Origin of the sequence: Tenacibaculum sp. XPcli2-G, assembly GCF_024124505.1 — a bacterium.
Lineage (GTDB): Bacteria > Bacteroidota > Bacteroidia > Flavobacteriales > Flavobacteriaceae > Polaribacter > Polaribacter mesophilus.
On record NZ_JAMXSH010000001.1, the window covers coordinates 831,416 to 854,287 of the forward strand.

A 22,872-nucleotide genomic window follows, 5' to 3' on the forward strand; every position below is an offset into this window, starting at 1 on the left:
GTTTGTAACAGTATTTTGAGAAAAGTAATAGTTAACTAAGAATATTAAAATACTTAGTATACAAGCAATAATAAGGTTTCTTTTGGTATGAAATAAATATGGGTAAGGGGTTGATAAGCTTTTTAAAAACTTATATTTCATAACATTTAAAGAATTAAAAAGGCATTATTAAATATAATGCCTTTTGTTTGTTTTATAGTTCAAAACCAATATTAACCCCTAATTTGTTGGCAATTAATTTGGTAATTCTTTTTTTAACCTCTGGTATTTTAACACTCTCTAAAACAGTATTTGCAAAGGCGTACATAAGTAAAGCTTTTGCTTCTTTCTTTGGAATACCTCTTTGCTGCATATAAAATAAAGCTTGACCGTCTAATTGACCTATGGTACAACCATGAGAGCATTTTACATCATCAGCAAAAATTTCTAATTGAGGTTTAGCATTTATAGTTGCTTTATCACTTATTAAAACATTGTTGTTTTGTTGGTAAGCATTTGTTTTTTGAGCTTCTTTTTCAACAATAACTTTACCATTAAACACACCAGTAGAACGATCGGTATAAATACCTTTATAGTCTTGGTGACTTTCACAGTTAGGCTCTATATGGTTTACCAAAGTATGATGGTCAACGTGTTGTTTCCCCTCAATAATGGTAATTCCTTTTAAAATAGAGTTAATATATTCTCCTTTTTGGTAGAAGTTTAAGTTGTTTCTAGTAATATTGCCACCAAAAGAAAAAGTATGTACAGAGCATGTACTTTCTTTCTGTTGCTCGATATATGTATTATCAACTAAAGAAGCATCATTATTGTCATTCTGAATCTTGTAATAATCTACTGTAGCATGTGTGTCTGTATAAATCTCAGTTACAACATTTGTTAACACAGCATTATTATTAAGGTTTTGGTGACGCTCTATTATTTGAACATGTGCATTTTGCTCTACAATAATTAAATTACGAGGCTGTAACATGGTTGCATGTTCTTTACCTGTAGTAAAATTAATTATCTGAATAGGTTTTTCAACTTCAACATTCTTTGGGATGTGAATGAATGCACCTTCTGTAGCAAAAGCTGTATTTAAAGACGTTAAATTATCTTGTTTAGCAATTTTGTTAAAATATTTTTCAATAATAGGTTTATACTTTTCTTTAGAAAAAGCAGCAGATAATAAACAAATATCTTTTCCATCATGAGTAGTGGTTGATAAAAAAGAACTGTATTTACCATCCACAAAAACTATTTTATAGCTATCTATTTCATGAATGAAGTATTTTTTTACATCAGCAAACTCTACAGAAGCATCTCTATCAGGAAAAATACTATAATCTTCTTTTAAAACTGAATTTAAAGAAGTGTATTTCCAAGCTTCTAATTTTTTTGTAGGAAAGCCTAATTTTTCAAAATTTTGTAGTGCTTTTGTTCTTATTTCATGTAAATCTGAATTAATATTTACATTGTCTTCAAAAGCTACGTATGATGATAATATTTTTTCTCTCAACTCCATTGTTTTTAGTTGTAAAGTTTATAAAGTATAAAAGTTTGTAAAACTGAAAAGTGGCTTATCTTATGAGCAAATTTTCACTTTTTACTTTTCAACTTTTTAACTATTTACCTCTGCTTTAATCCAATCGTATCCTTTTTCTTCAAGCTCTAAAGCAAGAGAAGCATCTCCAGTTTTAACAATTTTTCCATCATGTAAAACGTGTACATAATCAGGAACGATATATTCTAATAAACGTTGATAGTGGGTAATAACTACTACAGCGTTATCTTTAGATTTTAACTTATTAACTCCATTAGCCACAATACGTAAAGCATCAATATCTAAACCAGAATCAGTTTCATCTAAAATAGCTAATTTAGGTTCTAACATAGCCATTTGGAAAATCTCATTACGTTTTTTCTCACCTCCTGAAAATCCTTCGTTTAAAGAACGAGATAAGAATTTACGATCGATTTCTAATAATTCTGATTTCTCACGAATCTTTTTAAGCATATCTTTAGCAGGCATTTCTTCTAAACCTTGGGCTTTTCGAGATTCGTTAATGGCTGTTTTAATAAAGTTTGTAACAGTAACACCAGGTATCTCTACAGGGTATTGGAATGATAAGAATACACCAGCATGGGCTCTTTCTTCAGGAGCTAATTCGCTAATATCTTCTCCTTCTAATTCAATAGAACCAGAAGTTACTTCGTAAGTTTCATTACCGGCAATTACAGATGATAAGGTACTTTTACCTGCACCGTTTGGTCCCATAATTGCATGAACCTCTCCTGCTTTTACTTCTAAGTTAATTCCTTTAAGAATATCTTTGTCTTCTACCTGTGCGTGTAAGTTTTCTATTTTTAACATTGTTCTTATACTATTGGCTTTAAGCTGTTGACTATAAGCGTACGTTTAATTTTTAATAATTGTTGTGTTTATAATTAACACATTAGGTTAATTATCCTACAGAACCTTCTAACGAAATTTCTAATAATTTTTGAGCTTCTACAGCAAATTCCATTGGAAGCTTATTTAATACTTCTTTACTAAACCCATTAACAATTAATGCAATAGCTTTTTCAGTATCAATACCACGTTGATTACAGTAAAATAATTGATCTTCACCAATTTTACTAGTAGTAGCTTCGTGTTCTATTTGAGCCGATTTATTTTTAGCTTCGATATAAGGAAAAGTATGAGCACCACACTCATTACCCATTAATAAAGAATCACATTGAGAGAAGTTACGTGCATTTTCTGCTCTTGAATTTATTTGAACTAAACCACGATAACTGTTTTGCGACTTACCTGCTGAAATTCCTTTTGATATAATAGTTGATTTGGTATTCTTTCCTAAGTGAATCATCTTAGTACCCGTATCGGCTTGTTGATGATTGTTTGTTACAGCAATTGAATAAAATTCACCTACAGAATTATTTCCTTTTAAAATACAACTTGGGTACTTCCATGTAATTGCTGACCCTGTTTCAACTTGCGTCCAAGAAATTTTAGCATTGGTTTCGCACAAACCTCTTTTGGTAACAAAGTTATATACTCCTCCTTTACCTTCTGAGTCTCCAGGAAACCAGTTTTGAACTGTTGAATATTTTATTTCAGCATCGTCTAAAGCAATAAGCTCAACAACTGCTGCGTGTAATTGATTTTCATCACGTTGTGGAGCAGTACATCCTTCTAAGTAAGAAACGTAACTACTTTCATCAGCAACTACTAACGTACGCTCAAACTGTCCTGTTCCTCCTTCGTTAATACGGAAGTAAGTAGATAATTCCATTGGACAACGAACTCCTTTTGGAATATAACAAAAAGATCCATCTGAAAATACAGCCGAGTTTAACGCAGCGTAAAAGTTGTCAGTTGGTGGTACAACAGAACCAATATATTTTCGTACTAATTCTGGATGCTCTTGAATAGCTTCAGATATTGGCATGAAAATAATTCCTTTTTCAGCTAAGGTTTCTTTAAAAGTAGTAGCAACAGAAACAGAATCCATTACAATATCAACAGCTACATTTGCTAACCTTTTTTGTTCTTCTAAAGAAATTCCTAATTTTTCAAAAGTTGCTAATAAATCAGGGTCTACCTCATCTAAACTATTTAATTTAGGTTTTTGTTTAGGAGCTGAGTAGTAAGAAATATCTTGAAAACTTGGTTTTTTGTAGGTAACATTAGCCCACTCTGGTTCTTCCATTTGTTCCCAAATTCTAAAAGCTTCTAAACGCCATTCAGTCATCCATTCTGGCTCATTTTTCTTTTTAGAAATGGCACGAACGATATCTTCGTTTATTCCATTAGGAAACTTTTCACTTTCAATATCAGTATAAAAACCATATTCGTACTCTTTGGTTTTTAATTCTTCTCTTAAATCGTCCTCGGTGTATTTACTCATCAGTTTTTTGTATTCTTTTTGTGATGTATAGGTTTATAAAGAGAAACTCTCTCCGCAACCACAAGTTCTGTTAGCATTAGGATTGTTAAATACGAATCCTTTACCGTTTAAACCTCCAGAATATTCTAAAGTTGTTCCAACTAGGTATAAAAAACTCTTTTTATCAACAATAATTTTTACATCGTTGTCTTCAAAAACCTTGTCGTTTTCCTGTTGGGTTTTGTCAAAAGTTAAGTCGTATGATAATCCTGAACAACCGCCACTTTTTACCCCAACACGAACAAAGTCAGTTGTAGTGTCAAATCCGTCATCAGTCATTAGTTCAATGACTTTCTTTTTTGCTGTGTCTGAAACTTTTATCATCGTTTTAAATAGATTAAATCTAAGTGACTGCAAAGATAATGACAAAATATGATTTATATCATTTTTTGAAATGAATATAGTTATTAAGCAATAAAAATTGTTTATACTTTAAATCTACAGGTTGATTGTTAGAAGATTATTGTTTGAAATCAGTATTGTTTACAAAATCATCATCAGAAAGGGTTAGCAAAAAAGCTTTTAAGTCTGCTTTATCTTTATCTGAGAGTTGTACTCCTCCTTGATTGGCTTTCTTCATTAAGGGATCTATTGTAGAAGATAATTTTAAACCTTCAGAATAATGGTTTATAACTTCTTCTAAAGTAGTAAACCGTCCATCGTGCATGTAAGGAGCGGTAAATTTTAAATTTCGTAGAGAGGGGCTTCTAAACTTTCCGTTATCATTAGGGTCACCTGTAACGGTGCCTAATCCTAAATCGGTAAAATTTTCATCTAAACCGTTGTTGTGGAATTTGTTATCTGTCCATAAAGGGTTGTTGTCGCTTCCATGACAATGAAAACAGTCTCCTCTAGTTTCGTCCATAAACACATTAAAGCCATTTTGTTCTTCAGGAGTTAACTCTACTTTACCTAAAAGGTGTTGGTCAAATTTTGAATTTCCAGAAATTAGAGTTCTTTCAAACTGAGCGATTGCCTTGGTAACTAATGTTGAGTCTATTTTTGATGCTCCAAAAGCTCGTTGAAAAAGGGTCGGGTATTCAGCGTGTTCTTGTAGTTTTTTAGTTACATTTTTCCAATCACTGTGCATTTCAATTGGATTACGAACAGGAGAGAATACTTGACGTTCAATACTGAGTTCTTTTCCGTCCCACATAAAACGTTCATCAAAATTCCAAGCTAAATTAAATAGCGGCATTGAGTTTCGCGTTCCGAATTTACCATCGACTCCTTCACTAAAACGAGTGTCATCGGTAAAAGCGTTTTTTGGGTCGTGACAACTAGCGCAAGATTGTGTGTTGTCTTTTGATAAAATAGGGTCAAAAAACAATTTTTTACCCAAAGCTATTCCTTCTTTTGTTAGAGGATTGTTAGCTGGAATAACAGGAGCTATTAATTTTTGTTGAAATAATTTAGGGATTTCTAAACTAGTAGGAACAGGAGTATATATACTTTCTTCTTCTCCTTTAGAAGAACAACTAAGTAAAAGAAACAGTAGAAAAGAAAGATATATACTTTTTAGCATCATTATTATTGAGAAATATTTCCTAAACTAAATACACCACTTTTCCCATTTTCAGAAATTTCTTTCTGAGCTTCAAAATCCATCATTAAGTCAACACTTTTTTTGGTTAAATCCCAGTCATTAGGACTTTTAAACCATCCAGCTACATTCATTTTAATTTCTATTGTAGCATTGTTTTTTAAGAGGATAGAGCCAGTTTCAATTCCAAAAGAAGTATCTAAAATAGAATCTTTTTCTTTGTCATAAGCTCTTACAGCATGAAAATTATATGGGTTTTCTACCCCTAAGGTGTCTTTGTATTTACCGTCTAATTGCATAAAGTGGTATCCTCCTCCCATCATATCTGGTACATTCCAATCAGCAGAGTTTAAATCTGGATATGTTCCACTTAAATTGTTACTATTATTAAAACCGAAGGTAAAAAGTAGTTTATAGCTTCCTTCTGATATTTTTTTAGAAAGAGCGTAGGTTAAACTGTCTGGTTTACTTAGGTCAATTAGTTTGTAACTGTCAAATTTAGTTGTATCTCCTGCACCATTAACAAGGCTAATACGTGAGATTAAATAGCGTAATCTGCTTATAGAGAGTTTACTTCCTTTTTTATTAGTGAATTCAGTGCTTTCTAAGTCAGATTTTTCAATTAAAGTACCATCCCAATTTTGACTAAATTTTAGTTTTACTGAAACTTCTTTGATAGGTTCATCATTATCTGAGCTACAAGAAAATAGTAATAGACTAAGGGAAAAAGTTAAAAAGTATTTCATTTATTATTTTAGTTTGATAATTAGTAGGTCTGAAAACCCCTTGTTTGTTGTTATATCTTGGTTATTGCTGCTACTATCGCCTACAGCTATAATACTACCATTTGTTAATTCTACAGCATCGTAGCAAAAATCTATTTCTGTTCCTCCAACGGTTTTTTGCCATAATAGATTTCCATCTGTATCAATTTTCATGATCAATGCGTCATTTTGACCTTTATTGATGAAATTGTTGTCAGCGCTTCTTGAACTTCCAGATATTAAAAAATCTCCGTTCAATGTTTTTTTAATCGATCTGCCAACATCAAAACTCGAACCGCCATAGTTCTTTTGCCAAAGCAATGCTCCTTGACTTGTTATTTTTACAACCCATAAATCGGCACCACCATTGTTTTGAGAAATGTCTTGATTAAAGCTACGTGTATCTCCTACTATAATGAAGTTTCCATCATTGGTTTTTGTTATTGCTCTAGCTTCATCAATTTCTGTACCACCAAAAGATTTTTCCCAAAGTAAATTTCCACTTTTATTAATCTTAACAACCCAAAAGTCATAAGAGCCCTTGTTGTTTTTTATATCTACATCATTACTGTCTGAAGAACCAATTAATAAATAGCCGTCAGCTGCTTCTGCTACGTCGTAACAAGTATCAGTATTTGTGCCTCCAAAGTATTTTCTCCATTCAATATCTCCGTTAATATTGAGTTTAACTCCCCAATAGTCTCCACCGGCATGTTTGGCTGCTTGTTTTGAATTACCTAAGCCTCCAGATGCTGTAACATCTAGAATACTTCCAACAAAATAACCTCCGTCAGAAGTCTGAATAATTGAAAAACCTTGGTCAGCTCCAGAAAAACCAGTAGTTTTTTTCCATACTATTGTGCCGTTGTTGTCTAGTTTTAATACCCAAACGTCATCAAACCCTTCGTTTGTATTTACATCTCCATCATCACTTTTTCCGTAACCTACAATAGCAAAACCATTATCTTTTGTTTTAATAATTTTAGATGCTTTGTCATCTTTTGAACCGCCATAGGTTTTTTGCCATATAAGGTTATCATTGGAGTCAAACTTTAAAATCCAAAAGTCGTATTGAATTATATTTTTAGTGGTTTCTATATCTCCATCAATACTTTGAGTATAACCAGCTATAATATAGCCTCCATCAGTAGTGCTAATTACACTTCTACCGCTTTCATTTATAGAACCGCCCAAAGTTTGAACCAAACTAACTTTAGGGATTTTGGTTGTAGAATTAAGTTGTATACCATCATCTTTATTACAGCTGTAAATAATTAATAAGAAAATTAATAATGGGAGTTTTTTAAGCATTTATTGTTTTTTAAGGATAAATAAACCTCTATTAATGTCGCTTACCACAATTTTTCCGCTTTTAAAGTAGGGGTATACGCTCCAAACACCATTAAAATCAGCATTATCATTTTCAGGGTGTGTATCAAAGAAATTTGTTTCGGTAATAGTTTTACTCTCTATATTTGAAATGTCAATAAAACGTACACCAGCATTATAGTTTGCTAAATAAAAAGTACTTCCTTTAATATATCCATTATGATCAATTGCCGAAGTAGGTCCTGTGTATATAAAGTGTTGTTTAGGGTTCTCTAAATCAGAAAAATCAAAAACAATAGTCCTTGTATTGTGACCGAAATTTTGTTCATCTAACTCGTCTCCTAAAATAAAATATTTTTGATTTTCAGTAAACCAACCTTGATGTGTATAACCAACGTTTGCATATGAAACTTTAGAAATGTTTACAGGGTTTGCTTTATCAGTAATGTCAACAATTACGACCTCATTTTCATTACTTCCTATTAGTATTTCTTTACCTATGTAATTTGTGTCTGGTCCATTGTAGGTTACCACTTGTGCATCATGACTATAATTGTCCATTCCCCATCCACCTTCATTTATTGGATTTAGAGGATTTTGTATATTGATAAATAAAGGACCTCCTCTATATGTTCCAGATCTATTTGTACCCACAGGGTATGCGTATCCTGAATTTTCATTAATAACAATGTTGTGTGCGCTACCAAAACCAGTAAAATGCTTGTCAGCTACAAACGTTTTTGGAGGGTTTGTAATATTTCTAAGTTTTGTTAAGTCAAATACTTGCATACCATGATTTGTAGCCTCACTAACAATAAAAGCATGGTTGTTATACACCTTCACATCCCACCAACTTTTACTCGTGGTTGCAGTTGGAAGTTTGCCTAAATAAATAGGGTTTTCTGTATCGGTAATATCAACAAAAGTAGTTCCATTATCTACACACATAATAGCGTATTCTTTGTTGGTTGTTGGATCTGTCCATCCCCAACAGTCACTTCCGCTAACAGCATCAAATGTGCTTAGAGGTATGTTTAATAGTAAATCATAGCCATCACAAGAATAAATTCCTGCTTTTCCATTAGAGCACGCAGTTTTATTGGTTTTTATTGGAGTTTCGCTAGAAGAGGATGTGCAAGAAGCTAAAAACAGCATTCCAACTAAAACGAATAAGGTTTTAAAGTTTTCCATAAATTGGGGTTTAAAATCACTAAATTAAGTAATTAACTATTTATATAACATATAAAAACAGCAAAACCCTATTTTTATTTTGTATAGATTAGCTTAAGCAGAATACTTCTTTTTGTTTGTTAGTCGTTATCTTTGCAGCATGTTAGAAGATAAAAATCAAGAAAGAACTTCGTTAGCTGAGCTAGGAGAGTTTGGGTTAATAAACCATTTAACAAAACATTTTAAAATGTATCATTCTTCAACTGTGAAAGGGGTTGGAGATGATGCAGCTGTGATTAATACATCGGATAAAGAAACTGTAATTACAACTGATTTATTGGTTGAAGGAGTGCATTTTGACTTGAGTTACATGCCTTTAAAGCATTTAGGGTACAAAGCGGTAATGGTTAATTTATCAGATGTTTACGCAATGAATGCTAATGCGGAACAAATAACCGTATCTATCGCTGTATCTAATCGTTTTCCGTTAGAAGCTATTGAGGAATTATATGCAGGAATACAACTAGCATGCGATACATATAAGGTAGACTTAGTGGGAGGAGATACTACATCTTCAACAAGAGGAATATTAATTTCTGTTACAGCTATTGGTGCTGCTAATAAAGAGAAAATTGTTTATAGAAATGGGGCTAAACCTACTGACTTAATTGTAGTTTCGGGAGATTTAGGAGGAGCATATTTAGGCTTACAAGTATTAGAACGTGAAAAACAAGTGTTTCAAGTGAATCCTCAAAATCAGCCAGATTTGGATAAGTATACTTATATAATCGAACGTCAATTAAAACCAGAAGCACGTAAAGACATTCCTAAGTTATTAGAAGAATTAGAGGTAAAGCCAACTTCGATGATTGATATTTCTGATGGATTATCTTCTGAAATTATGCATATCTGTACGCAAAGTAAAACAGGATGTAAAATATATGAAGATAAATTACCATTAGACCCACAGGTTATTTCTACTTCTGAAGAATTTAATATGGATAGTACGATGATAGCTTTAAGTGGAGGAGAAGATTATGAGTTGTTATTTACGGTTTCTATTGCTGATTATGATAAAATAAAAGGAAATCCTAATTTAACAGTTATAGGTCATATTACTGAAGAAAATGAAGGGATAAACTTAGTAACACGTGCAAACCAAGAAATTGAATTAAAAGCACAAGGTTGGAATTCTTTTAATAAAGAGTAGAGGAGAACAAGATATAATAGGTTAAGCATCCATGTTTGGGTGCTTTTTTAGTTTTAAAGAGGCTTTTTTTTAATTATTTTGGAATACGAGTTTTGGTATAAAAATTGTATCTTAGTCAGACAGTAAAAAGAATATTAACAAAAAATCAAAAAAGAGAATGGGAATTTTTTCATTTATTAAAAATGCCGGGGCAAAAGTATTCGGTATCGGGAAAACAACTGAAGAAGAAGCTACAGAGAAAGCTGCAAAATTAGTAGATGCAGTAAATAAATTAGAGCTTTCTGTTGAAAACTTAGTTGTTAATGTGGAAGATGATAAGGCCACAGTAACAGGAGAAGCAGCAGATTTAGCTACTAAAGAAAAAGTAGTTTTAGTAGTGGGTAATACGGAGGGGATTGCTTCTGTAGAAGACAATATGACCGTTAAAGAAGTTGAAGTTATCGAAGAAGCTGCTATGGCACAATTTCACACTGTAGTAAGTGGAGACTCATTAAGTAAAATTGCAAAAGAATTTTATGGAGATGCTATGAAGTATCCAGTAATTTTCGAAGCAAATAAACCAATGTTAACACACCCTGATAAAATTTATCCAGGACAAGTATTAAGAATACCACCTTTAGTGGACTAATCAAAAGTTAATCAGCCAAAGGAAAAGCACTGCATTTGCAGTGCTTTTTTAGTTTAAGTAAAAATGATATTTAAAGATTGGTATGAGGTAAAATAGTAGTAAAAAAGAATAAAATTATCATCATATTTGCACCTGTTTTTAAAACCATAAAAATGAATCAAAGAGCGTTAGCACTTACAGCAGCTTCAATCGCAACACTTATTTACGGGGTTACATTTACAGTAGCTAAAGAAGTGATGGAGGGATATATTCAACCATTTGGTTTTATATTGCTTCGTGTTGGTGGGGCTACTATGATTTTTTGGCTGTTAGGACTTTTTGTAAAAGCACCATCTATTGAGAAAGCAGATTATAAAAAAGTAGCGATGGCAGCTTTTTTTGGCATTGCTTTCAATATGCTTACGTTTTTTAAAGGGTTAAGTTATACCACACCAATCAATGCATCAGTTATGATGGTAACTACTCCTATTTTAGTATTAATTTTTGCTAGTATTCTTTTAAAAGAGAAATTAGTTTTAAGAAAAATAGCAGGAGTTATAGTTGGTATGGTAGGAGCCATAATTTTAATAGCTTACGGGAATCCACTTAAAGGAGATGCAACTAATATGGTGCTAGGAAACTTTTTAGTATTCATTAATGCAGCATCGTATGGTATGTATTTGGTGGTTGTAAAAAAACTAATAGCAAAATACAACCCTATTGTTTTTGTTAAGTGGTTATATCTTTTTGGATTGATAATGGTACTACCTTTTGGTTTTTCTGAACTGTTAGAGGTACAGTGGCAAACAATGCCTGTTTCAATTTTCTTAAAAGTAGGTTTTGTAGTATTATTCACTACTTGTATTACTTACTTGTTTAACTTATTTGCATTATCAAAATTAAAACCAACCACAGTAAGTGTTTTTATGTATTTACAACCTGTGGTAGCAGCTATTTACGCATTGATTGTAGGTAGTGATCATTTAGATTTGGTTAAAATAGGAGCTGCATTATTAATCTTTTTAGGAGTATTTTTGGTAACCAAACGTCCAACAGAAACTCCCAATAAATAAACGTATCTTTGCGGATTATTAAACCGAAGTTATGATACAGTCAATGACGGGTTACGGTAAATCCGTACTACATTTACCCTCTAAAAAAGTAACAATCGAAATTAAATCTTTAAACAGTAAAAACTTAGATTTAAATACTAGAATTCCTTCATATTACAGAGAAAAAGAACTCAATGTTCGAAAAAAACTAGCAAGTAACTTGGTAAGAGGTAAAGTGGATTTTTCTATTTATGTGGAAATGACTGCAGATGAAACTTCAACTACGGTGAATACAGGTGTGGTACGAGAGTACATGCAGCAATTAAGAAATGTAACTCAAGTAGGAACTTCAGATGATGTTGAGTTAATGAAAATGGCTGTTAGAATGCCAGATGCTTTAAAAACAGAGCGTGAAGAGTTAGATGAAGAAGAGTGGAAGCAAATAGATACTCATATTGACGAAGCTTTAAAAGAAATTATTCAATATAGAACTGACGAAGCAAAATCGTTAGAAGAAGATTTTAAAACAAGAATACTAAATATTCAATCTGCTTTAGAAGAAGTTAAAAAGTTAGATGGTGATAGAATAGAGCATGTTAAAGAACGCTTAAAAAAAGCATTAACAGATTTAAAAGTTGAGGTTGATGAAAATCGTTTTGAACAAGAGCTGATTTATTATTTAGAAAAGTTAGATATTAACGAAGAAAAAGTACGTTTAGCTAATCACTTAGAGTATTTTTTACAGCAATTAGCAACAGAAGATTCCAATGGAAAAAAATTAGGATTTATCGTACAAGAAATCGGAAGAGAAATCAACACAACAGGATCAAAAGCTAATTTTGCACCAATGCAAAAATTAGTCATCCAAATGAAAGACGAGTTAGAAAAAATAAAAGAACAAATTTTAAACGTTTTATAAAAATGTCGAAAGAGTTTAAAGGGAAATTATTTGTGTTTTCAGCACCATCAGGTTCAGGTAAAACCACCATTGTACGCCACCTATTGGCACAAGAACGTTTTAATTTGGAGTTTTCAATCTCAGCTACTTCAAGAGCTCCAAGAGGAGAAGAAGTTGATGGAAAAGATTATTATTTTATCTCTGCAAAAGAATTCAAGCAAAAAATAAAAAATGACGAGTTTTTAGAGTGGGAAGAAGTGTATCGTGATAACTTTTATGGAACGTTAAAAACAGAAGTTGAACGAATTTGGGCGCAAGGAAAACATGTAATTTTTGATATTGATGTTGTTGGAGGTTTACGTATTAAGAAGAAATTTCCAGAAGAAACCTTAGCTGTGTTTGTAAAGCCACCAAGTGTTGATGAGCTAAAAATTCGTTTAAAGAAAAGAAGTACCGAAAGCGAAGACAAGATTAACATGCGTATTGCTAAAGCTTCGGTAGAATTAGCAACAGCACCACAGTTTGATAAAATCATTAAAAACTACGACTTACCTGTAGCATTACAAGAAGCGGAAGATTTAGTAGATGATTTTTTAGGAATAAAAAAGAAAGTGAAAAACGGATAAAGAATAAGTCTAGTATCTATAAATATGAAAAACATCGGATTATACTTTGGAACTTTTAATCCAATTCATATAGGGCATTTAATTATAGCCAATCATATGGTTGAGTATTCTGATTTAGATGAAATTTGGATGGTGGTTACGCCTCATAACCCTTTTAAAAAGAAAAGCTCACTGTTAGATAACCATCATCGTTTAGATATGGTATATTTGGCTACAGAAGAATATGAGAAGATTCAACCATCAGATATAGAGTTTAGGCTTCCTCAACCAAATTATACTATAAATACCTTAGCACATATTTCTGAAAAACACCCTAGTTATAACTTTAGCCTAATTATGGGAGAAGACAACCTAAAAAGTTTGCATAAATGGAAAAACTATGAGGCAATTTTAGAAGATTATAATATTTATGTTTATCCTAGGGTTTCTGAAGGAATTGTTGAAAGCCAGTTTAAAAATCACAAAAAAATTCATAGAGTTGAAGCTCCAATAATAGAAATTTCTTCAACCATGATTCGCAAAGCCATAAAAGAAGAAAAAAACTGTAAACCTTTGTTGTCTCAAAAGGTTTGGAAGTATATTGATGAGATGAATTTTTATAAAAAATAGTTTCGCCGTTTTTTCGTTGTATATTTGAAATCCAAACAAGTATAAAACGTGGCAAAAAATAAAAAAAAACGAAAACTTAAACAGAAACTTACCGATAAGTATCGTCTAGTAATAATTAATGAAGATACGTTTCAAGAACGATTTTCTTTAAAGCTATCACGATTAAATGTTTTTGTATTTGGAGGAGTGTTTTCTATACTTCTTATAGTGCTCACCACTTTGTTAATTGCTTTTACGGGTATACGTGAATATATACCAGGGTATTCATCAACAGCCTTAAAAAGAAAAGCTACCAGATTAACATATGAAGCAGATTCTTTAAAAACTAGATTATCAGTTATTGAAAGTTACACTAAAGCTTTAAAGCCAGTTTTAACAGGTCAAATTGAGCCCGAAAAGATAGACTCTATAACAAAAGAAATGAAAACAATAGCTTTTGATGAAAGTAAATTACAAGCATCAAAGGAGGATTCTTTATTTAGAGAAAAAGTAGAGAGCAAAGACTTATTTCCTTTGCATAACGGAGGGGAAAATAGAGTTAAAAATGTATTCTTTTCACCTTTAACAGGAAACATATCACAACCATTCGACGTTAATGACAAACATTATGCGATCGATATTGTAGCTAAAACTGGCACGCCTGTAAAAGCCGTAGCCGACGGTACAGTTATTTTAGCAGAATGGACAGCAGAAACAGGGTATGTAATAACGATACAACATTCTAACGAATTTATATCAGTATATAAACATAACGGAACTTTGTTAAAACAACAAGGAGACGTCGTAAAGTCTGGAGAAGCAATAGCAAGTGTAGGTTCCACAGGAGAATTAACTACCGGACCTCATTTACATTTTGAGTTGTGGAATAATGGATTTCCTGTTAACCCAACAAACTATATAGATTTTCAGTAAATAGAAAAAGAACATGAGTATAAAATCAATATTAGCAATTCCATTTGCAAAAATTGTCCGTAAACAAGTATATAAATGGGCAAACAACCCACATAAAACACAAGAAAAAGTTTTTCAATATTTGGTTACAGAAGGATGTAAAACAGCATTTGGAAAAGATCATGATTTTGTATCAATCAACAATTACGAAGACTTTAAAAAAAGAGTGCCTATTAACGACTATGAAGGTTTACGTAGTTATGTAGATAGAGTTGTAGCAGGAGAAGAGAATGTTTTGTGGAAAGGAAAGCCCTTGTATTTTGCCAAAACTTCAGGAACTACTTCAGGAGCCAAATATATTCCTATAAGTAAAGAATCTATGCCCACACATATTAAAGCAGCTCGAAATGCTTTGTTGTTTTATATCACAGAAACAAACGATGCTAGCTTTGTTGATGGGAAGATGATTTTTTTACAGGGAAGTCCAGTTTTAGAAGATAAAAACGGCGTGAAATTAGGGCGGTTAAGTGGAATAGCAGCGCATTATGTTCCAAATTATCTCTTAAAAAATCGTTTACCAAGTTGGGAAACCAACTGTATTGAAGATTGGGATACCAAAGTAGATAAAGTAGTTGAAGAAACCTTGCCAGAAAACATGACGGTAATTAGCGGAATTCCATCATGGATACAAATGTATTTTGAACGACTGATTGAGAAAACTGGAAAGACAGTTTCTGAAATTTTTCCAAACTTCAATTTCTTTGTGTATGGAGGTGTAAATTTTGAGCCATACAAGAACAAGTTTGAAGCGTTAATTGGGAAAAAAATAGACTATGTAGAATTGTATCCAGCATCTGAAGGGTTTATTGCATATCAAGACTCTCAAACCGAAAAAGGAATGTTATTGCAGTTAAACTCAGGAATGTTTTATGAATTTATTCCAGCAAATGAATTTTTTGATGAGAATCCAACAAGAATATCATTAAAAGACGTTCAATTAGGGGTGAATTATGTTATTATTTTAAACACCTCGGCGGGTTTATGGGGGTATAATATTGGCGATACTGTAGAATTTACTTCTTTAAAACCCTACAGAATAAAAGTAACAGGACGTATAAAACACTTTATCTCTGCTTTTGGTGAGCATGTAATAGGGAAAGAGGTAGAAAAAGCGTTGAATGATGCTATAAAAGGAACTGATGTGAATGTAAGCGAGTTTACAGTAGCTCCGCAAGTAAATCCTGAAAGTGGATTACCATATCATGAGTGGTTTATTGAGTTTGAAAATGAACCTGAGAATTTGGATGAGTTAGCATCTAAAATTGATGCTTCTATGCAAGAGCAAAATGTATATTACTTCGATTTAATTGAAGGCAAAATTTTACGTCCTCTTATCATTAGAAAAGTGAAAAAAGGAGGTTTCCATGAATATATGAAATCCATAGGAAAGTTTGGAGGTCAGAATAAGATTCCACAATTATCAGATAACCGAAAAATTGCGGATGTATTGCAGAATTTTTTAATTGAATAAAAAAGTAAAATGAAAATTGTAGCCACTAACATTGGAGAAAGAAAAGAAATCGATTGGAAAGGAAAAACTGTTACTACAGGTATTTTTAAGTTTCCTGTTGAGAAACCTATCTTTTTAGATGTTGAAAAAGTAAAAGATGATGCTATTTGTGATAGAGAACATCATGGAGGAATAGATCAAGCAGTTTATGCCTATTCAGAGAAGCATTATGCATATTGGAAAGAGTTATACCCAAGTTTAGATTGGAAACATGGAATGTTTGGTGAAAATCTGACTGTTTCAGATTTAGAGGAAAGTCAATTGCACGTGGGAGATACTTTTAAAGTAGGAGAGGTTATTATTGAAGTAACTAAACCACGTCAACCATGCATGAAGCTAGGAGTGCGTTTTAATGATATGAAAATCGTAAAACAATTTTGGCAACAAAACATACCAGGAGTTTACTTTAAAATATTGCAAACAGGTTATGTAAAGTCAGGTGATAAGTTTGAGCAAATAAAAAGCTGCCCTCAAAATCCAACCATCGAAGAGGTATATAAGACTAAGAGGGAAGCTAAGTTTACCTCTAAAAAATAAATTTTTTAGAATCTAAAATATTTTTTGAAGCCATAGAGGCAAATCCCATTTTATATAAAATATCGGCTCTAGTATTTTCTTTATGGTTTAATGTTTCCATAGTTTCAATAATATCTTCCTTAAAACCATTTCTATGATATGTTTTATGAACTTCTTTAATAAAAGAAGTTGGAACTTGAAAATAGTGTGAACCAATTACATCCATAGCTGCACCTCTTGAAAGTAGGTAAGCTTCGTTACCAAACTTCTTCTTGTCGACAGTAGGGTATAAGTGCATATCAATAGCAGTTTTAATAGTGGAAGCTTTATCTTCACTATCGTTTTTCTTCACAAATTCATTTGCGAAAGAGCCTCCGTAATTGGCAAAACATTGTTTACTGCACACATGGTTGTGGGTATCTGTTAAACCAATATCATGTAGTATTGAGGAAACAAATAGTGACTCTTCATCATAGTGTAGTTTTTCTGAAAGAGCAATACCAGCAGACCAAAAAAAGGTTCTATAAGAATGGTAAAGTAATATAGGGTTACATAAATCATTTGCTTCTTCTAAAGCTAGTTTAGATAGCTTAGAGTCAGGAATTTTTATAGTATCAAGATCAAACTTTATTTTAGGTTTAATACCGATTTTATATAATGTTTTAGTGAAACTCTCTTTTAATTTTGAGGTAATTAAAAGCTTTTTAAACTGTTGGATTTCTTTTCTGTTGAGTACAGATGGACTATAATTATTATGTATTTGCATTGCTTGTTTTTTAGAACAAAGCAAAGATAAAACAAAAACATACTAACTGGTATGTTTTTTAGGCTTAAGATTATTTTAAAGTAGTTAAGTAAAGTTTTAATTGATTTAAATGATGGGTGTAAGTATCTGTCTTGTTACTTAATTTTCCTAAAGCTCTAGCTCCCCAATAGCTAGCTATAATAAAATCAGCAACTTCTTCAGCATTAATACTTGAGTTAAAAGTATTATTTTGCTGTTCTTTGGTAATAGAAGTAGCAATAGCATTTGTCCATAATGACTTTGCTTCATCAAGAGCTTCTTTAAAATCATTGTCTAAAGGCGACATTTCTTGAATTAAGTTAGCTAGAGGACAACCATATTCTATGGTTAAAAAAGAATTTTGTAAAAGTAATTCTTCAATCATTGTATATAAAGAATCATGTAAACTGGTAGAAGAAGAAAGAAAACTTACAGAAAAATCAATGGTTTTGGATTGTATTACCTCTTTAATAACAGCAATTCCCATTTGCTTTTTATTTTTAAAATGATAATAAAAAGCACCTTTTGTTACTTTAGTAGTCGCTATAATTTCATCAATACTTGTAGATTGATATCCTTTCTTATAAATAAGTTCAAAAGCTTGTTGTAAAATAGTTGCTCTGGTGTTCGCGGATTTCTTCATTTGTTGTAGCTTACTCTTTATTAATTTACATACAGCACAAATTTACTATTATGTATATAACAAAGTAGTGTAAAGACTACAATTTAGGTTAAAAAGAAGTTTTAGTTAGGAGCATTCCATCCGTGTATGAAGTTCTCAGTAATAAAACTGAAGAATTTAAAAGTCAACACTATTACAAAAAGCGCTATGATTACTTTAAATATTTTCTTATTCATTTTGCTTTTGTTCTAACTCAAATACTTTTTGCAGCATTTTATCATCTCGCTGATCTACTTTGTATAAACCTTCGTCACTAAAAAGTTCACGAGCTATCAATACTTTTAAGTTATTGCGAAGTTGATTTTTTGTTCTTTCAGGAAGTCTAAAATCTTTGAGTTCTGCTAAGAATTTATTAGAAATCTTATTGTCTTTATCAAAATCATTAATAAAATCCTCAACGGTTAATGAAGCGAGTTTTTTACGATTATCATCTACATATGAAAAAGCGAAATTATTTAAAGGACGAAAGAAAATTGTAGGAATATAAGCTGAGGTATCTACCGCTACAAAATAATCAGGAATAATTCCACCGCCACCATATACTACTTTACCTTTAGGAGTCGTATACTTCAAACTATCAATAGTTTTAATACTGTCTTTGGTAAACAACTCCCCATTTTCTAGTCGATGTTCAAAATCATGACTATATTCTTCAGAATCTGCGTCTTTTTTATAAGGCTTTTGAATAGAACGCCCTGTTGGAGTATAATACCTAGCCGTAGTTAATCGAACCGCAGAACCATCTCCTAAGTCCATTTCTTGTTGTACTAGCCCTTTTCCAAAAGAACGACGTCCAATAATAATACCTTTGTCATTATCTTGCAAGGCACCAGCTACAATTTCAGAAGCAGAAGCGGAGTTTTCATCAATTAGTACATATAACCCACCGTGCTCAAAATCACCTTTATCAGTAGCGAAAGATTTTACAATATCACCTTTGTTATTTTTTGTAAATACAATCAGTTTTTCATCTTCTAAGAATTCGTCAACAATATCATTAGCAATATCAATAAAACCACCACCATTTCCGCGAAGATCTAAGACCAAATCAGTCATTCCTTTTGTAAGTAATTTGTTTAAAGAAGATTTAAACTCAATATAGGTGTTACGTGCAAAACGATCTAGTTTTATATAGCCAATACTATCGTTTAACATGTAAGCAATATCAACACTTTTAATATTTACTTTACCACGATTAATAGTAATGTTAAAAATACTATCATTGGTCTTTCTATAAATTTGCAAATCAACTTTAGTGTTTGGCTTTCCTTTTAAAGCTTTCATTATTTGGGAAGTTTGCAGTTTTTTCCCATAGAGTGTATCCTTGTCTGCAAGTAAAATTCTATCACCTGCTTTAATTCCTGCTTCAATACTTGGTCCTCCTTTAATAGGTTCTATAACGGTAATAGTATCACCAATCATACGAAATTGAACACCTATTCCTACAAAATTACCTTGCATGTTTTCGGTAACCAATTGTAAGTTTTCTTTAGGAATGTATACTGAATGAGGATCTAATTTACCTAACATCTCTGCAATGGCTCCATCTAATAAATCATCTGTGTTAACAGCATCAACATAATCACTTTGAATGTAGTCAATTAAACGCTTTATTTTTCGTTCACTTGATGAGCTTTTCCCAATAAGATTTCTTGATTTTCCGTTGCTAAAAAAGGTCCCAATAAGAATACCGAAAATAACTGCAATAGATAAATATATAGGTAAATTATTCTTGTTCATAAGGTAAATAAGTCAGTTCAACACCCGCTTTCTCTAAAAAATCTAATCCTGATCGGTCTTTGTATGCTTGTGCATATACTACACGTTTTATTCCTGCTTGATGTATTAATTTACTGCATTGTTGGCAAGGAGAAAGTGTAATATATAAAGTAGCTCCTTTGCATGATTGTGTAGAAGAAGCTACTTTTAAAATAGCATTGGCTTCGGCATGCAACACATACCATTTGGTGTACCCTTCTTCATCTTCACAATAATTTTCAAAACCAGAAGGAGTACCATTATAACCATCAGAAATAATCATTCGATCTTTAACAATTAAGGCGCCTACTTTTTTACGAATACAGTGTGAAAGTTGCCCCCATTCATTTGCCATTTTTAAATAGGCAATGTCATATTTTAATTGTTTTTTCTTCAAAATTTTCAGTACGATTTTTCTTAGATAAGCTAAGGTAGTTAGATTTGTGTTAGTTAGGCGTTAATTTTTTACCAAAAAACACGGTCAAACATCATTTGTAAAGCAAAACCAATTACGATTGATGACATGATTAAAATCCAATCACGACGATTTACACTAAAGATTGATTGCACTAGTGCTCCAATTAGTAAAATACCTAATACAATAATAATTTGTGCTACTTCTACACCTAAGGCAAATTCTAATAAAGGTAAAAATTTATCAGAAGTTTTTCCAATCATAATTTTAAAATAGTTAGAAAAACCAAGTCCGTGAATTAACCCGAAAAACAAAGCAAAAAATAAATTTTGGTTTTCTTTTCCTACCGATGCTTTTTTTGCGGTTAATACATTCATTAATCCCGTAATAAAAATAGTTAACGGAATTAAAAACTCAATTAAATCTGCTCGTACATTTAAAATTCCGTACGCTGAAAGTGCTAGGGTTATTGAATGCCCAATAGTAAACAAGGTGATTAACCACAAAACTTTTGTCCACTGTTTAAATTGATATACAACAGCTAATACAATTAAGAATAAAATATGGTCATAGGCTTTAAAATCTAGTACATGAAACAAGCCCATTTTAAAGTAGAAGATAAAATCGTTCATTCGGGGTTTTAAATTTTAATTTGTCGATCTATTTGTTGGTCTAAAGATATAAAAGTTTCGGTTCTTGAAACTCCTTTTATAGTTTGAATATCCTTATTTAACAAATGCATTAAGTCTTCGTTGTTTTTACACAGTATTTTAATGAAAATAGCATAGTTACCTGTAGTGTAATGACTTTCTACGATCTCAGGAATTTCTTTTAAACGTTTAATTGCAGAAGAGTATAAGCTAGAAGAATCTAAAAATACACCAACAAAAGCGGTAGTGGTATAGCCTAATGCTTTTGGATTTAATATCATTTTGTAACCATCAATTAAATCCGATTCGTCTAACTTTCTTAATCGTTGATGAATGGCAGCACCAGATATACCTACTTCTCGGGCAATACTTAAAATAGGTGTACGAGCATCTTTTACAAGACGTTTAATAATTATTTTATCAATTCCGTCAATTTTTAATTTTCTAACCATGAAACAAAAATAAGGAAAGTTTAATTGCCAATAAAAAATAATAAATTATTGTTTTTCGATAATTTTATTATATTTGAACCATCATCAAAATAACAAAATTGAATATGAAATCAACATTAAACATTTTAAAAGTATTTTGTACACTATTGGTAATTAGTGTAGGTGTAAAACTTTTTGAAATATTTTATAAGATAGTTCATTATACCATTTATGGAGAAAGTAAAACGAAGATATTTAAATTGACAATTCCAGAAAACTGGAGCGATGAATATTATTATTTTTTGTCTCTGATAGCTTTAGTATTAATGGGATATGTGATGTTTTTGCTTGTTGAATTTAGAAAAGTAATTTTTAATTTTTCAAAAAATAGTGTTTTTACAAAGGAGAATAGTGACCGACTACGAAAAGTGGGAAAAGGGTTAATTATTTACGGAATTATAGTCTTGTGTTTTACAACAGTACTAGGTTTAATAATTGAAGGTGGTTCAACTTTAAGCTCAGGTTCAGACCCAGCTTATAGTAGTGGATATATATTTGGGTATACGGTAGGGGCTTCAATAAATAAAGTACTACCAATATTTGTTATAGCATTATTTGTGCAATTTATTTCTTTCATTGTGGGAAAAGGAAATGTACTGAAAGAAGAAAACGATTTAACCATCTAAAAAATAATTATGAGAAAATTAAAAATTTTAAAAAGCTTAATAGACTTGATTTTTATTGTATATAGTCTTATGGTTCCTTTTCTTGCTATAGGTATTCCTCTTATATTTTTTGTAACAGAACAAGGCAATTTTAAAATTATGGGGTTAGACTTTAATGTAGGCACAAGTATAATTTCAAAAGTATTTGTAGCGATTTTTTTATTGGTGTATGTACTAGTTTATAATACAATTTATAAATTTAGAGTAGTGTTAACAGAATTTGTTAGAACTAAGATGTTTTCAGATAAAGTAATTACAAACTTAAAGGGAACAGGAAATTTATTACTTATCTCAGGTATTTTGATGATTGTTGCTAGAATTGGTTTAAAGCTAACAACAACATCAACTATAAATTTTGATTTTGGAATTGGAGCTCATTATTTAAGTATCTGTTTTGGACTTTTCTTTTTGGTGCTTTCAGAGGTATTTAGAGTTTCAAAAGAATTAAAACAAGAAAACGATTTAACCATATAAGTATGCCAATTATTGTAAACCTAGATGTAATGCTTGCCAAACGAAAGATGAAAAGTAAAGAATTGGCAGAAATTGTAGGAATTACTACTGCAAACCTGTCCATCTTAAAATCAGGAAAAGCTAAAGCGATTCGTTTTTCAACATTAGAAGCTATTTGTAAAGCATTAGATTGTCAACCCGCAGATATTTTAGAATTTGTAGAGGAGTAAAAACAGAAGATTCTGTACCTTTAC

At 31.5% G+C, this 22,872-nt stretch carries 26 protein-coding genes; 12 read left to right on the forward strand and 14 right to left on the reverse strand.

Translation table 11 applies throughout. The features are described 5' to 3' along the window. Window positions 1-193: 193 nt before the first annotated feature. The 8 genes from sufD to NH341_RS03730 form a co-directional block, all read right to left on the reverse strand. Window positions 194-1,507 (reverse strand): Fe-S cluster assembly protein SufD, encoded by a 1,314-nt coding sequence (gene sufD / locus NH341_RS03695; protein WP_253055714.1) that lies wholly within the window; start codon window positions 1,505-1,507, stop codon window positions 194-196. 96 nt (window positions 1,508-1,603) lie between these two features. Then, entirely contained in the window at window positions 1,604-2,356 is a 753-nt protein-coding gene (gene sufC, locus NH341_RS03700) for a Fe-S cluster assembly ATPase SufC (protein WP_047789907.1), read from the reverse strand. Window positions 2,357-2,447: 91 nt separating this feature from the next. Beyond that, the gene (gene sufB / locus NH341_RS03705) at window positions 2,448-3,896 is read right to left on the reverse strand and encodes a Fe-S cluster assembly protein SufB (protein ID WP_073182171.1); all 1,449 of its coding nucleotides are present in this window, start codon (window positions 3,894-3,896) and stop codon (window positions 2,448-2,450) included. 33 nt (window positions 3,897-3,929) lie between these two features. Beyond that, the gene (locus tag NH341_RS03710) at window positions 3,930-4,259 is read right to left on the reverse strand and encodes an iron-sulfur cluster assembly accessory protein (RefSeq protein WP_047789909.1); all 330 of its coding nucleotides are present in this window, start codon (window positions 4,257-4,259) and stop codon (window positions 3,930-3,932) included. A gap of 136 nt (window positions 4,260-4,395) precedes the next feature. Then, the gene (locus tag NH341_RS03715) at window positions 4,396-5,463 is read right to left on the reverse strand and encodes a cytochrome-c peroxidase (RefSeq protein ID WP_167712887.1); all 1,068 of its coding nucleotides are present in this window, start codon (window positions 5,461-5,463) and stop codon (window positions 4,396-4,398) included. Between the two features lie 2 nt (window positions 5,464-5,465). Beyond that, window positions 5,466-6,224 carry an MbnP family protein gene (locus tag NH341_RS03720; RefSeq protein ID WP_073182169.1) on the reverse strand — a complete coding sequence of 253 codons (759 nt, stop codon included), beginning with the start codon at window positions 6,222-6,224 and terminating at the stop codon, window positions 5,466-5,468. Window positions 6,225-6,227: 3 nt separating this feature from the next. After that, the gene (locus tag NH341_RS03725) at window positions 6,228-7,553 is read right to left on the reverse strand and encodes a hypothetical protein (protein WP_159614346.1); all 1,326 of its coding nucleotides are present in this window, start codon (window positions 7,551-7,553) and stop codon (window positions 6,228-6,230) included. Further along, a complete protein-coding gene (locus NH341_RS03730) occupies window positions 7,554-8,762 on the reverse strand; it encodes a choice-of-anchor B family protein (RefSeq protein WP_082118666.1) in 1,209 nt (402 codons plus the stop codon). A 139-nt stretch (window positions 8,763-8,901) separates the two neighbouring features. Here NH341_RS03730 and thiL point away from each other — a divergent pair, with 139 nt between their 5' ends. From thiL to NH341_RS03775, 9 genes are all read left to right on the forward strand, one after another. Continuing rightward, the gene (gene thiL / locus NH341_RS03735; RefSeq protein WP_159493470.1) at window positions 8,902-9,951 is read left to right on the forward strand and encodes a thiamine-phosphate kinase; all 1,050 of its coding nucleotides are present in this window, start codon (window positions 8,902-8,904) and stop codon (window positions 9,949-9,951) included. A 157-nt stretch (window positions 9,952-10,108) separates the two neighbouring features. Continuing rightward, window positions 10,109-10,579: a peptidoglycan-binding protein LysM gene (gene lysM, locus NH341_RS03740; protein WP_159493471.1), complete on the forward strand. Its 471-nt coding sequence runs from the start codon at window positions 10,109-10,111 to the stop codon at window positions 10,577-10,579. Between the two features lie 152 nt (window positions 10,580-10,731). Further along, the gene (locus tag NH341_RS03745) at window positions 10,732-11,631 is read left to right on the forward strand and encodes a DMT family transporter (protein ID WP_073182167.1); all 900 of its coding nucleotides are present in this window, start codon (window positions 10,732-10,734) and stop codon (window positions 11,629-11,631) included. 31 nt (window positions 11,632-11,662) lie between these two features. Next, window positions 11,663-12,529 (forward strand): YicC/YloC family endoribonuclease, encoded by an 867-nt coding sequence (locus NH341_RS03750; protein WP_253055715.1) that lies wholly within the window; start codon window positions 11,663-11,665, stop codon window positions 12,527-12,529. 2 nt (window positions 12,530-12,531) lie between these two features. Next, entirely contained in the window at window positions 12,532-13,134 is a 603-nt protein-coding gene (gmk, locus tag NH341_RS03755; RefSeq protein WP_159614342.1) for a guanylate kinase, read from the forward strand. Window positions 13,135-13,158: 24 nt separating this feature from the next. After that, a complete protein-coding gene (gene nadD / locus NH341_RS03760) occupies window positions 13,159-13,743 on the forward strand; it encodes a nicotinate (nicotinamide) nucleotide adenylyltransferase (RefSeq protein ID WP_159614340.1) in 585 nt (194 codons plus the stop codon). A 48-nt stretch (window positions 13,744-13,791) separates the two neighbouring features. After that, entirely contained in the window at window positions 13,792-14,655 is an 864-nt protein-coding gene (locus tag NH341_RS03765) for a M23 family metallopeptidase (protein WP_253055716.1), read from the forward strand. Window positions 14,656-14,668: 13 nt separating this feature from the next. Then, window positions 14,669-16,165: a GH3 auxin-responsive promoter family protein gene (locus NH341_RS03770; RefSeq protein WP_159614336.1), complete on the forward strand. Its 1,497-nt coding sequence runs from the start codon at window positions 14,669-14,671 to the stop codon at window positions 16,163-16,165. A 9-nt stretch (window positions 16,166-16,174) separates the two neighbouring features. Continuing rightward, window positions 16,175-16,741 (forward strand): MOSC domain-containing protein, encoded by a 567-nt coding sequence (locus tag NH341_RS03775; protein WP_159614334.1) that lies wholly within the window; start codon window positions 16,175-16,177, stop codon window positions 16,739-16,741. Here NH341_RS03775 and NH341_RS03780 read toward each other — a convergent pair. From NH341_RS03780 to NH341_RS03805, 6 genes are all read right to left on the reverse strand, one after another. Then, window positions 16,731-17,486, reverse strand: a complete 756-nt coding sequence (locus tag NH341_RS03780; protein WP_159614332.1) for a nitrile hydratase — start codon at window positions 17,484-17,486, stop codon at window positions 16,731-16,733. The two genes, NH341_RS03775 and NH341_RS03780, sit on opposite strands and share 11 nt — an antisense overlap. Window positions 17,487-17,556: 70 nt before the next feature. Then, entirely contained in the window at window positions 17,557-18,147 is a 591-nt protein-coding gene (locus tag NH341_RS03785) for a TetR/AcrR family transcriptional regulator (protein WP_073182163.1), read from the reverse strand. A gap of 207 nt (window positions 18,148-18,354) precedes the next feature. After that, entirely contained in the window at window positions 18,355-19,926 is a 1,572-nt protein-coding gene (locus NH341_RS03790; RefSeq protein ID WP_159614330.1) for a S41 family peptidase, read from the reverse strand. Continuing rightward, a complete protein-coding gene (locus NH341_RS03795; protein ID WP_047789925.1) occupies window positions 19,913-20,344 on the reverse strand; it encodes a dCMP deaminase family protein in 432 nt (143 codons plus the stop codon). The genes NH341_RS03790 and NH341_RS03795 overlap by 14 nt, the downstream gene beginning before the upstream one ends. A gap of 65 nt (window positions 20,345-20,409) precedes the next feature. Next, on the reverse strand, window positions 20,410-20,991 hold the full coding sequence (locus NH341_RS03800) for a HupE/UreJ family protein (RefSeq protein WP_047789926.1): 582 nt from the start codon (window positions 20,989-20,991) through the stop codon (window positions 20,410-20,412). Between the two features lie 8 nt (window positions 20,992-20,999). Next, window positions 21,000-21,461, reverse strand: a complete 462-nt coding sequence (locus NH341_RS03805; RefSeq protein WP_047789927.1) for an Lrp/AsnC ligand binding domain-containing protein — start codon at window positions 21,459-21,461, stop codon at window positions 21,000-21,002. Between the two features lie 104 nt (window positions 21,462-21,565). On the opposite strand from NH341_RS03805, the gene NH341_RS03810 reads away from it, so the two are divergent. The 3 genes from NH341_RS03810 to NH341_RS03820 are packed head-to-tail and all read left to right on the forward strand — an operon-like array spanning window position 21,566 to window position 22,848. Then, the gene (locus NH341_RS03810; protein WP_253055717.1) at window positions 21,566-22,126 is read left to right on the forward strand and encodes a DUF2975 domain-containing protein; all 561 of its coding nucleotides are present in this window, start codon (window positions 21,566-21,568) and stop codon (window positions 22,124-22,126) included. Between the two features lie 9 nt (window positions 22,127-22,135). Beyond that, window positions 22,136-22,639 carry a DUF2975 domain-containing protein gene (locus NH341_RS03815; RefSeq protein WP_253055718.1) on the forward strand — a complete coding sequence of 168 codons (504 nt, stop codon included), beginning with the start codon at window positions 22,136-22,138 and terminating at the stop codon, window positions 22,637-22,639. 2 nt (window positions 22,640-22,641) lie between these two features. Further along, entirely contained in the window at window positions 22,642-22,848 is a 207-nt protein-coding gene (locus NH341_RS03820) for a helix-turn-helix transcriptional regulator (protein ID WP_047789930.1), read from the forward strand. The last annotated feature ends 24 nt before the right edge of the window (window positions 22,849-22,872 follow it).

What these genes read in the sequence shown, in the direction of transcription:
- NH341_RS03820 (WP_047789930.1), top strand. Translation starts at nt 22,642, where the DNA reads ATGCCAATTATTGTAAACCTAGATGTAATGCTTGCCAAACGAAAGATG.
- NH341_RS03750 (WP_253055715.1), top strand. Translation starts at nt 11,663, where the DNA reads ATGATACAGTCAATGACGGGTTACGGTAAATCCGTACTACATTTACCC.
- sufC (WP_047789907.1), bottom strand. Translation starts at nt 2,356, where the DNA reads ATGTTAAAAATAGAAAACTTACACGCACAGGTAGAAGACAAAGATATT.
- NH341_RS03785 (WP_073182163.1), bottom strand. Translation starts at nt 18,147, where the DNA reads ATGAAGAAATCCGCGAACACCAGAGCAACTATTTTACAACAAGCTTTT.
- thiL (WP_159493470.1), top strand. Translation starts at nt 8,902, where the DNA reads ATGTTAGAAGATAAAAATCAAGAAAGAACTTCGTTAGCTGAGCTAGGA.
- NH341_RS03810 (WP_253055717.1), top strand. Translation starts at nt 21,566, where the DNA reads ATGAAATCAACATTAAACATTTTAAAAGTATTTTGTACACTATTGGTA.
- NH341_RS03725 (WP_159614346.1), bottom strand. Translation starts at nt 7,553, where the DNA reads ATGCTTAAAAAACTCCCATTATTAATTTTCTTATTAATTATTTACAGC.
- NH341_RS03790 (WP_159614330.1), bottom strand. Translation starts at nt 19,926, where the DNA reads ATGAACAAGAATAATTTACCTATATATTTATCTATTGCAGTTATTTTC.
- sufB (WP_073182171.1), bottom strand. Translation starts at nt 3,896, where the DNA reads ATGAGTAAATACACCGAGGACGATTTAAGAGAAGAATTAAAAACCAAA.
- NH341_RS03805 (WP_047789927.1), bottom strand. Translation starts at nt 21,461, where the DNA reads ATGGTTAGAAAATTAAAAATTGACGGAATTGATAAAATAATTATTAAA.
- lysM (WP_159493471.1), top strand. Translation starts at nt 10,109, where the DNA reads ATGGGAATTTTTTCATTTATTAAAAATGCCGGGGCAAAAGTATTCGGT.
- NH341_RS03775 (WP_159614334.1), top strand. Translation starts at nt 16,175, where the DNA reads ATGAAAATTGTAGCCACTAACATTGGAGAAAGAAAAGAAATCGATTGG.
- NH341_RS03780 (WP_159614332.1), bottom strand. Translation starts at nt 17,486, where the DNA reads ATGCAAATACATAATAATTATAGTCCATCTGTACTCAACAGAAAAGAA.
- NH341_RS03715 (WP_167712887.1), bottom strand. Translation starts at nt 5,463, where the DNA reads ATGATGCTAAAAAGTATATATCTTTCTTTTCTACTGTTTCTTTTACTT.
- NH341_RS03730 (WP_082118666.1), bottom strand. Translation starts at nt 8,762, where the DNA reads ATGGAAAACTTTAAAACCTTATTCGTTTTAGTTGGAATGCTGTTTTTA.
- NH341_RS03710 (WP_047789909.1), bottom strand. Translation starts at nt 4,259, where the DNA reads ATGATAAAAGTTTCAGACACAGCAAAAAAGAAAGTCATTGAACTAATG.
- NH341_RS03720 (WP_073182169.1), bottom strand. Translation starts at nt 6,224, where the DNA reads ATGAAATACTTTTTAACTTTTTCCCTTAGTCTATTACTATTTTCTTGT.
- gmk (WP_159614342.1), top strand. Translation starts at nt 12,532, where the DNA reads ATGTCGAAAGAGTTTAAAGGGAAATTATTTGTGTTTTCAGCACCATCA.
- nadD (WP_159614340.1), top strand. Translation starts at nt 13,159, where the DNA reads ATGAAAAACATCGGATTATACTTTGGAACTTTTAATCCAATTCATATA.
- NH341_RS03800 (WP_047789926.1), bottom strand. Translation starts at nt 20,991, where the DNA reads ATGAACGATTTTATCTTCTACTTTAAAATGGGCTTGTTTCATGTACTA.
- sufD (WP_253055714.1), bottom strand. Translation starts at nt 1,507, where the DNA reads ATGGAGTTGAGAGAAAAAATATTATCATCATACGTAGCTTTTGAAGAC.
- NH341_RS03770 (WP_159614336.1), top strand. Translation starts at nt 14,669, where the DNA reads ATGAGTATAAAATCAATATTAGCAATTCCATTTGCAAAAATTGTCCGT.
- NH341_RS03815 (WP_253055718.1), top strand. Translation starts at nt 22,136, where the DNA reads ATGAGAAAATTAAAAATTTTAAAAAGCTTAATAGACTTGATTTTTATT.
- NH341_RS03745 (WP_073182167.1), top strand. Translation starts at nt 10,732, where the DNA reads ATGAATCAAAGAGCGTTAGCACTTACAGCAGCTTCAATCGCAACACTT.